General features: G+C 56.6%; 15 protein-coding genes. 10 read left to right on the forward strand and 5 right to left on the reverse strand.

Annotated features, from left to right (window positions below):
• The 5 genes from aroC to NG42_RS01860 all read left to right on the forward strand — a co-directional run.
• On the forward strand, positions 1 to 564 hold a 564-nt coding region (gene aroC, locus NG42_RS23235), incomplete at its 5' end, for a chorismate synthase (RefSeq protein WP_052897402.1).
• Between the two features lie 4 nt (positions 565 to 568).
• The gene (gene mepA / locus NG42_RS01845; protein WP_052897174.1) at positions 569 to 1,393 is read left to right on the forward strand and encodes a penicillin-insensitive murein endopeptidase; all 825 of its coding nucleotides are present in this window, start codon (positions 569 to 571) and stop codon (positions 1,391 to 1,393) included.
• Positions 1,394 to 1,401: 8 nt separating this feature from the next.
• Positions 1,402 to 2,202, forward strand: a complete 801-nt coding sequence (locus tag NG42_RS01850; protein WP_052897177.1) for a sulfite exporter TauE/SafE family protein — start codon at positions 1,402 to 1,404, stop codon at positions 2,200 to 2,202.
• A gap of 82 nt (positions 2,203 to 2,284) precedes the next feature.
• Positions 2,285 to 2,830 (forward strand): elongation factor P hydroxylase, encoded by a 546-nt coding sequence (locus NG42_RS01855; RefSeq protein WP_052897180.1) that lies wholly within the window; start codon positions 2,285 to 2,287, stop codon positions 2,828 to 2,830.
• A gap of 37 nt (positions 2,831 to 2,867) precedes the next feature.
• Positions 2,868 to 3,149, forward strand: coding sequence for a YfcL family protein (locus NG42_RS01860; protein WP_052897183.1), 282 nt, complete (start codon positions 2,868 to 2,870; stop codon positions 3,147 to 3,149).
• A 38-nt stretch (positions 3,150 to 3,187) separates the two neighbouring features.
• Here NG42_RS01860 and mnmC read toward each other — a convergent pair whose 3' ends face one another.
• The gene (gene mnmC, locus NG42_RS01865) at positions 3,188 to 5,197 is read right to left on the reverse strand and encodes a bifunctional tRNA (5-methylaminomethyl-2-thiouridine)(34)-methyltransferase MnmC2/FAD-dependent 5-carboxymethylaminomethyl-2-thiouridine(34) oxidoreductase MnmC1 (protein WP_052897186.1); all 2,010 of its coding nucleotides are present in this window, start codon (positions 5,195 to 5,197) and stop codon (positions 3,188 to 3,190) included.
• Positions 5,198 to 5,353: 156 nt separating this feature from the next.
• On the opposite strand from mnmC, the gene fabB reads away from it, so the two are divergent.
• Positions 5,354 to 6,577, forward strand: a complete 1,224-nt coding sequence (fabB, locus tag NG42_RS01870; protein ID WP_052897188.1) for a beta-ketoacyl-ACP synthase I — start codon at positions 5,354 to 5,356, stop codon at positions 6,575 to 6,577.
• Positions 6,578 to 6,644: 67 nt separating this feature from the next.
• Here the strand turns inward: fabB and NG42_RS01875 are convergent, their stop codons facing one another.
• Positions 6,645 to 7,853 (reverse strand): MFS transporter, encoded by a 1,209-nt coding sequence (locus NG42_RS01875; protein WP_053115954.1) that lies wholly within the window; start codon positions 7,851 to 7,853, stop codon positions 6,645 to 6,647.
• Between the two features lie 122 nt (positions 7,854 to 7,975).
• Between NG42_RS01875 and NG42_RS01880 the strand changes: the two genes are divergently transcribed.
• Together NG42_RS01880 and NG42_RS01885 are read left to right on the forward strand one after the other, a co-directional pair.
• Entirely contained in the window at positions 7,976 to 8,869 is an 894-nt protein-coding gene (locus tag NG42_RS01880) for a LysR family transcriptional regulator (RefSeq protein ID WP_052897191.1), read from the forward strand.
• A 107-nt stretch (positions 8,870 to 8,976) separates the two neighbouring features.
• The gene (locus NG42_RS01885) at positions 8,977 to 10,155 is read left to right on the forward strand and encodes an MFS transporter (RefSeq protein ID WP_052897194.1); all 1,179 of its coding nucleotides are present in this window, start codon (positions 8,977 to 8,979) and stop codon (positions 10,153 to 10,155) included.
• Here the strand turns inward: NG42_RS01885 and pdxR are convergent.
• Positions 10,149 to 11,579 (reverse strand): MocR-like pyridoxine biosynthesis transcription factor PdxR, encoded by a 1,431-nt coding sequence (pdxR, locus tag NG42_RS01890; protein WP_052897197.1) that lies wholly within the window; start codon positions 11,577 to 11,579, stop codon positions 10,149 to 10,151. The two genes, NG42_RS01885 and pdxR, sit on opposite strands and share 7 nt — an antisense overlap.
• 86 nt (positions 11,580 to 11,665) lie before the next feature.
• On the opposite strand from pdxR, the gene NG42_RS01895 reads away from it, so the two are divergent.
• Positions 11,666 to 12,118, forward strand: a complete 453-nt coding sequence (locus NG42_RS01895; RefSeq protein ID WP_052897200.1) for a rhodanese-like domain-containing protein — start codon at positions 11,666 to 11,668, stop codon at positions 12,116 to 12,118.
• Between the two features lie 111 nt (positions 12,119 to 12,229).
• Positions 12,230 to 12,778 (forward strand): hypothetical protein, encoded by a 549-nt coding sequence (locus NG42_RS01900; RefSeq protein ID WP_053115879.1) that lies wholly within the window; start codon positions 12,230 to 12,232, stop codon positions 12,776 to 12,778.
• A 361-nt stretch (positions 12,779 to 13,139) separates the two neighbouring features.
• Here NG42_RS01900 and flk read toward each other — a convergent pair whose 3' ends face one another.
• Positions 13,140 to 14,180, reverse strand: coding sequence for a flagella biosynthesis regulator Flk (gene flk / locus NG42_RS01910; RefSeq protein ID WP_052897206.1), 1,041 nt, complete (start codon positions 14,178 to 14,180; stop codon positions 13,140 to 13,142).
• A 149-nt stretch (positions 14,181 to 14,329) separates the two neighbouring features.
• Positions 14,330 to 14,802 (reverse strand): tripartite tricarboxylate transporter permease (locus tag NG42_RS23240; protein WP_241488281.1); only part of this gene is annotated, 473 nt, incomplete at its 5' end.

Here is a 14,802-nt window from a genome sequence, read left to right on the forward strand (position 1 = left end):
CAAAACCCGTTCTTCTGCCCGGACCCGGATAAGCTGGAAGCGCTGGATGAACTGATGCGCGGGCTGAAGAAAGAGGGCGACTCCATCGGTGCCAAAGTCACGGTGATGGCAGAAAACGTACCGGCTGGCTGGGGCGAACCGGTGTTTGACCGTCTGGATGCCGATCTGGCGCATGCGCTGATGAGCATTAATGCGGTGAAAGGGGTGGAAATCGGTGACGGCTTTGCGGTGGTAAACCAGCGCGGCAGCCAGCATCGTGACGAGGTCCGCGCCGATGGTTTTCAGAGCAATCACGCCGGTGGCATTCTCGGCGGCATCAGTAGCGGTCAGACGGTGATTGCAAATCTGGCAATGAAACCGACCTCCAGCATTACCGTGCCGGGCAAGACGATTAATCGCTACGGTGACGAGATCGAGATGATTACCCGTGGGCGTCACGATCCGTGCGTTGGCATCCGCGCGGTGCCGATTGCCGAAGCGATGATGGCGATTGTGTTAATGGATCACCTGATGCGTCAACGCGCGCAGTGCGCCGACGTGAACAGCAACGTGCCACGTTGGTAATGCGATGAAAAAGCTGCTGCTCGCTTTCTGCACTCTGTTGGCCAGTACGCCGTTGCTGGCCGCGACTCCGTGGCAATCCATTCATCAGCCGATTAGCGGTCAACCGCAGTCGATTGGTGCCTTTGCCAATGGTTGTATTGTTGGCGCGCAGCCGCTGCCGCTTGAGGCTGCCAACTATCAGGTGATGCGCCAGGATCAGCGGCGCTACTTCGGCCATCCCGACCTGATTCTGTTTATTCAGCGTCTGACCACTCAGGTCGGCAATCTGGGGCTCGGAGAAGTGCTGATTGGCGATATGGGGATGGCGGCAGGCGGGCGCTTCAGTAGCGGTCACGCCAGTCATCAGTCCGGTCTGGACGTCGATATCTGGTTACAACTGCCGAAAAAGCGCTGGACGGCGCAAATGCTGCTGAAGCCTCAACCGTTGGATCTGGTCAGCGCCGATGGCCGCAATGTGGTGGCGCGTCACTGGCAGCCGCAGATTGACAGCCTGATTAAGCTGGCAGCAAAAGATGAGGAAGTGACGCGCATCTTCGTCAATCCGGCGATTAAAAAGCAGCTTTGTGCCGATGCCGGTGCCGATCGTGACTGGTTACGCAAAGTGCGCCCGTGGTTTGGTCATCGCGCGCATATGCATGTGCGCCTGCGCTGTCCGGTGGGCAGCACTGAGTGCGAAGAGCAGGCTTCGCCACCGGCAGGTGATGGCTGTGGTGCCGAGCTGAACAGCTGGTTTGAACCGAAAAAACCGGGCAGTGGATCGCCAGTGAAACGCGAGCCGCCGCCGTTGCCGCCGTCATGTCAGGCGTTACTGGATAAGCACTTACTTTAGGAACAGAGATGGATTGGTTCGTTGTCAGCCCGATGCTGGTCGGGCTGCTGTTTTGTGTTGCGGTACTGGCGGCATTTATCGACTCCATCGCCGGCGGCGGCGGATTACTCACCGTTCCGGCTCTGCTGGCCGTCGGGATGTCACCGGCGCAGGCGCTGGCCACCAATAAATTGCAGGCGGTGGGCGGCTCTTTCTCTGCCAGCCTCTACTTTGTGCGCCGCAAGGCGGTTAATCTCGCCGAGCAGAAGCTCAATATTGCCATGACATTTATTGGCTCGGTGATCGGCGCAATTCTGATTCAGCATATTCAGCCCGGCCTGCTGCGTCAGGTGCTGCCGCTGCTGATTATCGCCATCGGCCTCTATTTCCTGCTGATGCCGCGTCTCGGTGAAGAAGATCGCGTGCGCCGCTTACACGGTCTGCCTTTTGCGCTGATCGCCGGTGGCTGCGTTGGTTTTTACGACGGCTTTTTCGGCCCGGGTGCCGGTTCTTTCTATGCGCTGGCCTTTGTCACCCTGTGTGGCTATAACCTCGCAAAATCCACCGCACACGCCAAAGTCCTGAACTTCACCTCCAATATGGGCGGCCTGTTGTTCTTTATGTTTGGAGGCAAAGTGGTGTGGGGCACCGGGCTGATTATGCTGCTGGGCGCGATCTGCGGTGCACGACTGGGTGCGCGAATGGTACTCAGCCGTGGCCAGACGCTGATCCGCCCGATGGTGGTGATTGTCTCGGCGGTGATGAGCAGCAAGCTGTTGTATGACAGCTACGGCACACAAATTGGCGCGTGGCTTCAAACGCTGTTCTGAAGCCTGTTCACTGGCAATAGTGCTCGAAACTCTGCAACCATAATGCGACAATTTCGCGTTTTTTTATCTGATGACAAGTCCAATGACCACTACGCACCATTATCAGCAGCTTATTACTCTGTTTGACGACTGTTTTAACCAGGATTTTCAGACCCGCTTAATCAAAGGCGACGACGAGCCGATTTACCTGCCAGCAGATGATCAGTCGCCGTGGAATCGGGTGGTGTTTGCGCATGGCTACTATGCCAGCGCGCTGCACGAAATCTCGCACTGGTGTATCGCCGGTGCTGAACGCCGCAAGCTGGTGGATTTCGGCTACTGGTATTGCCCTGATGGCCGCGACGAAACCACGCAAAACCAGTTCGAGTCGGTTGAAATTAAACCGCAAGCGCTGGAATGGTTGTTTTCTGTTGCCGCAGGGTTTCCGTTCAATGTAAGTTGTGACAATCTCAACGGAGATTGCGAACCCGACCGCATTGCGTTTCAGCGCAAGGTGCAGGCTCAGGTTATTGATTATCTGAACAATGGCATTCCGGCGCGTCCGGCACGCTTTATTGAAGCACTTCGTTCGTATTACTCAACGCCCCCGATTACGGCAGCGCAGTTTCCCTGGCCGGAAGACCTGTGATCTGCCGGGGAGTGAATTTTGAAGAAGAGGAATTGACATGATCGCAGATTTTGAAGCGCGTATTCTGGCCCTGATTGACGATATGGTCGAGCACGCCAGTGACGATGAGCTGTTTGCCAGCGGTTATCTGAGCGGTCATCTCACGCTGGCGGTTGCCGAGCTGGATCAGAGCGGTGAACATACGCCGGAAGCCTTGCAGATTCAGGTGCAAAGAAGCCTGCATAACGCCATTGATGCCGGTGAGCTTTCGCCGCGCGATCAGGCGCTGGTGATCGGTATGTGGGACAACCTGTACCTGCAGGCGCGTCAGTCAGCATAATGCTGCGGGGCGAATCACTTCGCCCCTGACATCCGGCGTTACAACACCGCTTTTCCCTTCAGTAATTTCCTTACCCAGTAACGATTTGGATTGAGCGCTGCCAGCGTGGTGGCATCCAGCGGAATCGGCTCGTCGCACAGCTGTGCCGCCAGAATCTCTGCCGCCAGCGGCGCACTGCATAAACCCCGTGAACCGAGCGCACCCAGCGCGAACAGCTGAGGCCAGAGCGGCGACGGCAGCACCGTTTCGCCGTTTGCCAGCCGGTCGCGCAGATCGCCATACTGCATCAGCGTCTGCTGATAATCCGGCAGTGCGCCAACCATTGGCAGATGATCGCGGGTGGCGCAACGCACGCCGCAGCGCGCTTCGCCGGCGCTGACATCCACATCTTCAGGCCAGTCGCTGGCGGGCAGGCAACGCAGCAGGCGCGCGCGGTTTTCCTGCTGATCGCTTTCGCGGTAGTCGGTAGCGATTTCACCGCGGCGATAACTGGCTCCGATACAGTGGGTGCCAAACTGTGGGCTGCGCGGTGTCAGATACCCGTCATAGCAAAGCACCTGTTTTAACGCGCTAAGGCCGCCGCGTGAAGGCACATGGCTGACCTGTCCGGCCACCGCATATACCGGCAATTTGCTGCTCTGTGGCAGCGATGCCAGCCCGTGGCCGGTGGCCAGCACCACATTTTGATGCGTCACGCGTTGTCCACCGGCAAAGCTCAGCTGCCAGCCTGGCGAAAGCGCATCGAGTTGTTCCAGCCGGTGCAGCCAGTGAATGCGCAAACCTTGCTGGCTGGCGAGATCCAATACCGTTGCCGTCAGTTCGGCTGGCGATAACCAGCCGCCGAGCGGGTAGGTGATGCCGCCACAGCCGGTCTGCACGTCTGCCAGCGCGGCAACCTGTTGGGCATCGACAATCTGCGCCAGTTCAGGCGGTAATCCCATTTCGCCCATCTGCGCAATTTTTTCCTGACTTTTTTCATCCCAGCCGAGCTGAGTCACGCCGCACCAGTGGTGCTCAAAGGTCTGCGGCAGTTGGTCGTACAGACGGCGGGCAAAGGTAAACGCCGCCGGAAAAAACTGTTTCAGCGCTTCATCATGATGATTGAGTAACGGATAGAGCGCTCCCTGACGATTACCGGATGCGCCCAGTGCTGGCGCGTCATCGGCACAGTAGAGGGTCACGCGCTTCTTACGGCGCAACAGCGCCAGTGCCAGCAGCGCACTGGCGACGCCGCCACCAATAATGGCGATATCCTCACCTTGTGCGGCAGGGCGGGAATACCACGGTGTACGGGCAGCGATATCGGCAGAGTCGTTGAGCGTGCCGACCAGCATTTCGCGTTTCGGACCAAATCCTTTGCGCCGCGTAGCGGCAAATCCCGCCTCCAGCAGGCCGCGACGGACAAATCCGGCGGCGGTAAAGGTGGCAAAACTGCCGCCCGGACGCGCCAGTCGTGCCATGGCGTCGAACAGCTCGGGCGTCCACATCTCCGGGTTTTTCGACGGAGCAAAACCGTCGAGAAACCACGCATCCACCTGACGGTTGAGACTGTCATCAAAATTATCAATAAGTTGGTTAATATCACCGAACCACAGATCGAGGGTGATACGTCCGCCGTCGAGCAGCAGGCGATGGCAGCCCGGCAGCGCCTGCGGCCATTGGGCGCGCAGCTGTTCGGCCCACGGAGCCAGTTGCGGCCAGTGGGCATGCGCCTCGGCTAAATCCGCGACTTTTAGTGGGAATTTTTCCACGCTGATAAAGTGCAGGCGCTGTAAGGTCGCCGCAGGATGCGCGCGACGAAAACCATCAAAAGCCTGCCACAGCGTCAAAAAATTAAGCCCGGTACCGAAGCCGGTTTCGGCGGTAATAAATAATTCACGCGGGTGATCACTAAAACGCGCCGGTAAATTATTGCCCGCGAGAAACACGTAGCGCGTCTCTTCCAGCCCGTTCTGATTGGAAAAATAGACGTCGCCAAAGGTTCGCGACACAGGTGTACCCTGTTCATTCCAGGACAATTCGGCATGTTCAACCGGGGATAATTTCACGACAATGGCTCGTTAATCAGGCAGTGGCGCGATTCTAGCGATGTCGCTCACATGACGCAAATTTACAAAAGTTAAAAGCTGATCGGACTTGTTCGGCGTACAAGTGTAAGCTAGAGTGCTCGTCGTATCCTAATTTGAAGTGGAAGAGGTATTTGAATGAAACGTGCAGTGATTACTGGCTTAGGGATCGTTTCTAGCATTGGTAATAACCAGGAGGAAGTTCTGGCTTCTCTGCGTGAGGGCCGTTCGGGCATTACCTTCTCGCAAGAGCTGAAAGATTCCGGCATGCGTAGTCACGTCTGGGGTAACGTTAAGCTGTCTAAAGACGAAATCTCCAGCCTCATCGATCGCAAAGTGCTGCGCTTTATGAGTGATGCATCGGTCTACGCTTATATCTCCATGCTGGAAGCGGTAAAAGATTCCGGTCTGACCGTAGAGCAGTACCAGAATAACCCACGTGTGGGTCTGGTTGCCGGTTCCGGCGGCGGTTCCCCTTACTACCAGGCAGCCAGCGTTGATGGTATGCGTGCGAAAGGTCTGCGCGGCGTTGGCCCTTATATGGTCACCAAAGCTATGGCATCCGGCGTCTCTGCTTGCCTGGCAACACCGTTTAAAATCCACGGTGTGAACTACTCCATCAGCTCCGCCTGTGCGACTTCTGCACACTGTATTGGTAACGCGGTTGAGCAGATCCAGCTGGGCAAACAGGATATCGTGTTTGCTGGCGGCGGCGAAGAGCTGTGCTGGGAAATGTCCTGCGAGTTCGACGCCATGGGCGCGCTCTCTACCAAAAATAACGACGCACCAGAAAAAGCCTCACGTACCTATGATGCGGGCCGTGACGGCTTTGTTATCGCTGGCGGCGGCGGTATGGTGGTCGTTGAAGAGCTGGAGCATGCGCTGGCACGTGGTGCGCATATCTATGCTGAAATCGTTGGTTACGGCGCGACTTCTGACGGTGCTGATATGGTGGCGCCATCAGGTGAAGGTGCAGCGCGCTGCATGCGTATGGCGATGGAAGGTGTCGATACTCCGGTTGATTACCTGAACACCCACGGTACTTCCACTCCGGTAGGCGATGTGAAAGAACTGGGTGCAATCCGCGCGGTATTTGGTGATAAAGCGCCAGCAATGTCAGCTACCAAAGCGATGACCGGCCACTCTCTGGGTGCGGCAGGCGTTCAGGAAGCAATCTACTCACTGCTGATGCTGGAAAATGGCTTTATCGCGCCAAGCATCAACATTGATGAGCTGGATCCGGCGGCTGAAGGTCTGAATATCGTGACCAAACCGACCGAGCAGCAGCTGACGACGGTGATGTCCAACAGCTTCGGCTTCGGTGGCACCAACGCCACCCTGGTTATGCGTAAATATCAGTAATGATCGTGTTGGGGCGGCGTTCTCGCCGCCCGGCCATCAATAAGGGAGCCGAAAATGGCTCCCTTTATTATTGCTGCGGAGCCTTAATCACTATGACCGCCAGCAGGCTGACAATCAGCGCAGCGGACACTATCATCATCAGGCCACTCAGACTGGACACTGATAAAATCGCGCCACCGACCAGCGCTCCCGCACCTATCGCCGCATTAAAGATGGCCACATAAATCGCGGAAGCCGGCATCGCCGCTTCGCCCGCCAGGCGCAATATCCAGCTCTGAAAACCGACAAAAACAATCGCCACGCCGATTCCCCATCCCAGCAGCAGTGCCGACGCACTGAGCGCTGAACCGTTGTCCGGCAGTAATCCGATTGCCAGAACAGCAGCAGCCATCAACATCAGCGCCACCAGCACCAGCGGTTTAAGCTGGCGGTCGATCAGTTTGCCAGAAATCACATTACCCAGTATCCCCGCGACGCCAAATACCAGCAGCAGTGAGCTGACCAGCCCAGGACGAATATGCAATGCTTTCGACAACAGCGGTTCGATATACGTAAAGGCGGCAAAATGGGCAGTAATCGCGCAGGCAGTCGTCGCATAGATCAGCAGAAACGAGCGGTTACGGACAATAGCTGAAAGCTCACGCCAGCCAGGGCTGACCGAACGCGGCAGCCGTGGTAGCGTCAGCAGCATGGCACCGGCGGCAATCAGTGACAGTGCCGAAACGGCGATAAAGGCGGTTCTCCAGCCATCAGATTGCGCCAGCAAATTGGCCAGCGGCACGCCAGCCACGCTGGCGGCCGAGACGCCACCAAAAATAATCGAGGTTGCCAGACCGATTCGGTTGGCCGGAACCAGCTGCGCGCCCACCGTACCGATCATCGCCCAGAATGCGCCATGCGCCAGCGCACCAGCCATACGGGCTATCAGCAGCGTGGAGAATTGCGCTGCTCCGGCGGCAACAAAACTGGAAAGCGCCAGTAGAGTCATTAAACCGATCAGCAGCGGTTTGCGCGGCACGCGGCTGAGAAGGGTGGCTGACAGCAGTGCGGCGATGGCGGCAATCCATGCATAGGCGGTGACGATCAATCCGGCTTTGCCGGTAGTCAGGCCAAAATCATCCGCTAACGGCGAAAGCAGGCCGACAGGAGCCAGTTCAGTGGTGACGATGGAAAAGCTGCTGATTCCTAATACCCCAACCGCCAGCCAGTTTTTCCACGGTAACGCGGCGTTGCCTGCTGAAGGTTGCGCCAGCGGTTGATGATCAATATCGCTCATAATTTAATTCCTTTCACGGTTTGCATCGCATTGCTGCTGATAAAGTGGATGCAGTATAATTTTCCTTAATTGGCTTTAATATTGACGTAATCGGAAGGTGGTTTTCCGATAATGGAAATCATATGAACACAGCATTAATCTGGGATGACGCCCGAATCTTTCTGGCGATCGCCCGCAGTGGCACGTTAAGTGGCGCAGCCATCGCGCTGGAAATGGGGATTGCCACTGTTTCCCGGCGGCTGGATCGGCTGGAAGCGGTGCTGGGTATGCCGTTATTCAGTCGTCACCAGCAGGGCTATCGACTGACGGATGACGGCGAGGTACTGCTGGAACGTGCCGAAGCGCTGGAGCATGCCGGGCATCTGTTCGGTGAAGCGGCACGGCATCAGGGGCGCGTGGCGGGCTGTGTGCGGCTGGCTACCGCCGAGAATCTGGCGAATCCGTTGATCATTCCTTCGCTACCACAACTTTTTGCCTGTCATCCTGAGTTGCAGGTGGAAATTGTCAGCGGCGTGCAGACGGTAAACTTGCACCGACGTGATGCCGATCTTGCCGTCAGAATGGTCAAACCTGAAGCGGGTAACGTGACGATTAAGCGGCTCGGCACCCTGGGTTTTGGGCTGTATGGTTCCGCCAGTTACCTTGACGCCCGTATCAACGGTCCGGAAGCAGGCAGCTTTGATCATGACCGCTTTATTGGCTGGGCAGAGTCACACAGCCATTTGCCCGCGGCCAGATGCCTTACCAGCATGCTGCGTGGACGCCGTTGTCAGTTGGAAACCACCACCTTATCCGCACAGATTGCTGCCGCCACTGCCGGCGTCGGGCTGGCAATGGTGCCGCACTTTATCGCCCGACAGGCCGGACTTATCTGCCTGCGGGCGGAGCCGGGTGCGGACCAGCCGCTCTGGCTGGCGATCCACTCCGATCTCTCTCATTCGAGGCGGGTCAGGGCGGTAGCCGATCATCTGATTGCGCTGTTTGCCAGTCGCCGCAATGAGCTGGCACAGCCGTAATCGATGGATGTGGCTTTACAGTACGGGATAAAATTGCCAGAATGATTAAATATGAAATATTAATTCCATTATCATTGCCGTGATACTGCGAAAAGGAAGCGATCGAGATGTCCAGTTCTGCCGCCGTTGAGCCTCAGGCCAGCCCCACACCTTCGCTGGTCAGCATGGTCTTTGCCGTGTTCTTAACCTATCTGACCGTTGGTTTGCCGCTGCCGGTGATCCCGCTGTATGTCCATCATGAACTGGGTCTGAACAATGTGATGGTCGGTATCGCGGTCGGCATTCAGTTTCTTGCGACCGTGCTGACGCGGGGCTATGCCGGGCGTCTTGCCGATCAGCAAGGTGGCCGGCGCTCGACCATCCAGGGAATGCTGGCCTGTTCGCTGGCCGGACTGGCCTATCTGCTGGCGGCATTATTGCCGGTGGATGTGATGGTGAAATTTGGTCTGTTGGTGATCGGCCGTTTGATTCTTGGTTTTGGCGAAAGCCAGCTGCTGACTGGCAATCTCACCTGGGGCATGGGGCTGGTGGGGCCGAAGTGTTCCGGGCAGGTGATGTCATGGAACGGCATGGCGATTTATGGCGCGCTGGCAGCGGGCGCACCGCTGGGTTTGCTGCTGCATGCTCACTGGGGCTTTGTCGCGCTTGGCGTGACCACCCTGCTGCTGCCGCTGTTTGCTTTGCTGTTTAACGTCTGGGTGCGGCCGGTAGCGACCCATGCGGGCGAGCGCCCCTCGCTGTGGCGCGTGGTCGGGCAGATTTGGCAGCCGGGTTTAGGTCTGGCGTTGCAGGGCGTCGGCTTCGCCGTGATCGGTACTTTTGTCTCGCTCTGGTTTGCCGCGCAAAGCTGGGGCAATGGCGGTTTTGCCCTGACGGCGTTTGGCCTTGCCTTTGTGCTGATGCGCGTGTTGTTTGGCGGAATGCCGGATCGTTTTGGCGGTATCCGGGTGGCGCTGGTTTCGCTGGCCATCGAGGTTTGCGGCCTGCTGCTGCTGGGCCTGGCACCGAATGGCTGGCTGGCGCTGGCGGGTGCGGCACTGACCGGCTGCGGCTGTTCACTGGTCTTCCCGGCGTTAGGAGTTGAAGTGATTAAACGGGTGCAACCACAGGTTCGCGGTACCGCGCTGGGGGGCTATTCGGCGTTTCAGGATATTGCTTACGGCATCAGCGGCCCGTTGGCCGGCATGCTGGCGACCTCCGCCGGTTATGGTGCGGTATTTATTGCCGGTGCTGCCGCTGCCGCAACCGGTATTCTGGTTACGCTGCTGTTTGCCCGCGCTCAGTAATCGAGCTGCGCCAGCTTATCAACCGCCTGAATAATCTCCGTGCGCTCCAGCGCGGAGAATCCGAGAATCCAGCCTTGTTGCGGCGCGCTTTGCCTGATGCACAGCGGTGCCAGTGTTGGCAACAGTAATCCTCGCGCGGCGGCCTGAGCACTCAGTTGCTGCGCATCCCCGCGGTTCAGTCTGACCGCCAGTTGCAGGCCGCCATGGTTATCCAGCGGTAAAAAACGGTCGCTCAGTTTCAGCGTCAGTTGTTCAAGTAACAGGTCACGACGGCTGTGATATAACTGACGCATCAGGCGTAAGTGCGCGGCAAAATGGCCGTTATCAATAAAGTCGGCGGTGATTGCCTGTGGCAGCTGCGCGCTGTGGCCATCGATAACGCTGCGTAAGCGGCGTAGCGGCTCAACCAGCGCTGGCGGCACCACCATATAAGCCAGACGCAATGAGGGAAACAGCACTTTGGAAAAGGTGCCGAGATAGATCACCCGCCCGGCGTTATCCAGACCCTGCATCGCGGGCATCGGCATGCCGCCATAGTAAAATTCGCTGTCGTAATCATCCTCAATTAACCAGCTCTGCCGGGTGGTGGCAAAGTTCAGCCATTGCAGGCGGCGCTCCAGACTCATGGTGACGCCGGTGGGATACTGATGTGACGGCGTGAGATACACCAGCCTCGGCGTGCCTGCCGTCAGCTGTGCGCCCTGATGGTCGAGAGACAGGGGAGAGAGCTGTGCGCCAGCGGTAATAAACGCATTGCGCGCGCCGGGGTAGCAGGGATCTTCCAGCCAGACCGAATCCCCCGCGTCCAGCAGCAGCAACGCGATCATCTGCAACGCCTGCTGTGAACTGCTAAGAATCATCACCTGTCCGGCATCACAGCGCACCCCACGTGACTGCGCCAGATAGCGCGCCACCGCCTGGCGTAACGGCAGATAGCCCTGAGGATCGCCATAGCGCATCAGCTTTTCGCCGTGCTGGCGCTGCTGGCTGGCAGTAATGCGACGCCAGAGCGCATGCGGGAAAGCGCGTAATTCTGGCGAACCGGCGGCGAAAGCATACGGGAAAGGCGGATCCTGACAGCCGCCGGTGGCGACAATCTGCTGCCCACGTTGCGACAGCGCCAGTATGCCGGGCGTCGCTGCCACCGGCTTTGCGTCAGTGAACATCGCGATGGCGACAAAGGTTCCCTGACCGACTTTACGTAGCAGATAGCCCTCACTTTCCAGCTGGCTATAAGCGGCTTCTACCGTCACTCGCGACAGGCCAAGATCCTGCGCCATCAGGCGTGAAGAGGGTAAACGCTGGCCTTTTTGCAGGGTACCCTGGGCAATTGCCTGCCGCAACGAGGCGCTTAAGCGCTCGCGGCGCGTACCCGTCTGCTGCGAAGCCAGTAACGCCAGCAGCGGCGCAGTGATAATTGCCATAAATCGGTCTTATTAATGGCCTGAAATGGGTATCAAGTGTAAGGCCGATTTGGCGTATTATCGAGTGAAATAATCAGCAGGAGATAATGATGCACACCTCATCAGTACTGGCCTTCCCCCCGCCCGACGCGGCTGAGAGCGCCGAATGGCTGCGCAAAAAACTGGCATATTATGCTGATGCCTGGGATGTGGCGGAGGATCTGTCGCGCGGCGTTAGCGAGATTGTGGTGATTGATACCCGCTCGCCAGAGGCGTATCGCGCCGGTCACATCTGCGGTGCCGTCAGTTTTCCCCACCGCACCATGACGGCGGAGAGCACTGCGTCGCTCGATCGCAGCAAAGTGTATGTAACCTATTGCGATGGCATCGGCTGTAATGGCTCAACTAAAGGCGCGTGGAAGCTGGCAAGCCATGGATTTCGGGTGAAAGAGTTAATTGGCGGGCTGGATTTCTGGCGGCGCGATAATCATCCCCTGGCTGAGGGTGACGAGCCGGGCAGCTGGCCATTGGCGGCGACGCTGCCCGGCTGCGGCTGTTAATTAAATCAATAACAGTTAAGCGTATTTATTATTTTTTTTAGTTTGTCATTTAAAGAAAAGGGACGTTATATAAGCAACGGATTGGCTAATTAATCATGATAAGGATGCCAGATGGATACCTATACTGATATTGCAAGACGGATTGCCAGAATCATGGTTTCGCCTGAAACGATGGTCGGCGTAACGCAAGGAATGGTCTCAGTGCCTGTGGATCTAAGCTATCTGGCTTATGGGTTTATTGATACTGAGACCAGAGGTATACGACAGGATGAAAAAATTCGCTTAGCGTTTGCTGTAAAAAGAGGAATATTGCACCGGGAAAAGTTGATCAAAGCGGTGGCGATTATTCTGAATATGTTAGAAGAGGTTATGTCATTATCAATGCAGAAACGACTCTATGGTGGAACCTTGGGTTCCGCAGAGGGACGCTTTGGAACCTCGGCTTTTTTAGCTCAAATGGTGGCGAATTTTATAGTGCAAAGCAATGGTCTATGGATCAATGTCACCAAAACAGTGGCCCCTGCACTGTTGCTTGTCGGTGGCATCGCCGAGCGCTCTATTTACCGATCGCTTTATCTGCGTAAAGCAGCGCCTCCAATTTACAGAGCATTGAGACATAGTGGCGATCTCGATCTGCTTTTCTTTTTAATCGAACCTTAATTCAGCCCTTTATCGAGGCGATAAAAATAAGATATACCCAAAGTGAGGAAAACTTTAATCAACTTATGGAAATGATTGATAATGAAATTACCAATCTGGAAGGTTAAAAAATTACTATGGCATTTTTTCTGCTGGTTACTGGATTTTTTAAGTCATTTATTAGGAATGATTACGGTATTCCTCTGCTTTTATTGGTTATTTCATTTTGAAACCTGGTCAGAACGGTTGATATATATCAGTGCCACTCTTGTTATTTATATTGCTATTGTTGCCGTGGTTTGTCAGTTGACGAAAGAAAAGTATGACTAATCTGCCGGGCAACTGGCGCTCAACAGCCAGATTGCCCGATTGCGGCGATCAATCAGAGCAGAATCCACAGCAGCACGACCAGCAAGATCACCACGGCAAACGCGGTAAATGCCGGGCGATTAGCCAGCGGTTGCAGCACGGAAGGTAAGGATGCGGTCTGTGAATGATACAGTGGCCTGGGATTGATCTCGCTGTCGGCCAGCGGCTGTTCCGCCAGTTTCTCTGCGCGACGCGCAAACAGCAGGTTAAGCAGATCCTGAGTCTGGGCGGCGGTCAGCACCGACAGCGGCGTCGCCTGGAAGCGCTGCTGGCTGTAGATTTCCAGCATCTGTTGCTCGTCGCGGTCCGGCGGCTGCTTAAGCGCGGCGATCAGCATCGCCAGGGTTGGCGCGCTGTGCTGGCTTAAGGTCTGACGCACCTGCAAATACTGCGTCAGCAGCGGGAAGTGGCGTGACGGAATCGGGTCGCCGCTTTTCAGATTGACCAGTTTCAGCACCGATGCCCAGATTTTTACCGGCTGTTCATCGGTCGCCGCTGCCAGTCGGCCGATCTGCTGGTTAAGCGTATGATGCTCGGCAGGTAACAGGGTGCGATCGGTGGTCATGCTGCGCTGCGGCTGCGGAATCGCCAGCTGGCCGTTTTGCAGCATGGTCAGTACCTGACGCAGCTGATCCTGCGTCAGTGAACTTAATACCGTATGACCAAATTGCTGGCGAATAAAATCACTCACCGCCTGACGATTGTTACCCTGCGGCAGCAGATCGGTCAGTTGTTGCAACAGCTGACGCGTCGCGTGACTGTTTTGAACCTGTGCCAGACGGGTATTCAGAAACTGTTCCGCCGCCGGGAAATGCTGTGAGCGTAGCTCGGCATCGCTTTTTACACCGACCTCATGACGCAATCCGGCCCACAGCTCGACAGATTTAAGCGTACTGAGCGACATAATGCGCACGATCAGGCGTTCCAGCGTGGTGCGCTGGGCAGGAGAGAGCGGTTGATCGCCGGCACCCGCCGGACGTTGCTGACCTGGCGGCGTGGTTATCGCTGCGCGATCGCCGGAAAGCGGCGCACCTGGGCCACTGAGAGGTTGCATGGCGTAATCCTTTCCAAAAACAGGTCAACATCCGGGGCGCGCCGGAACAGAAACAGGTAATCCGCTATGATAACAATCCCGCCGGGGAATCGGTAGTGGTGAAGTCAATTAACTCCTTCCCCCACACGGCGGGGGAAGAAGCAACAGGATTAGCCGGTGGCCAGTGCGGCACGCTTAAGCCGCCAGCGTTTCCAGAGGGGAGGCAGCAGCAAAATCGCCACCGCCAGAATTAACAGTACTTTACTGATCAGACTTTCCCACAGAATCGGCAGGTTACCGTTACTGATTGACAGCGCGCGACGTAAATTTTGCTCCAGCATCTCCCCAAGCACAAAGCCGAGGATCAGCGGCGACATCGGAAAATCCATTTTGCGCAAGATATAGCCGAAGATGCCCAGTGCGACCATTAACATCAGGTCAAAGGTGGTGCTGTGCACCGCATAGGCGCCGACCGCTGAAATCGCGGCAATGGTGGGAACCAGGAACCACAAAGGGATGGTCAGCATGCGCGCGAAGAGATTGATCATCGGGATATTCATAATCAGCAGCATGACGTTGCCGATTAACAGCGCGGCAATCAGCCCCCAGACAATATCCGGCTGTTCGGTAAACATCGCCGGGC

The organism is Winslowiella iniecta, from assembly GCF_001267535.1.
Lineage (GTDB): Bacteria > Pseudomonadota > Gammaproteobacteria > Enterobacterales > Enterobacteriaceae > Erwinia > Erwinia iniecta.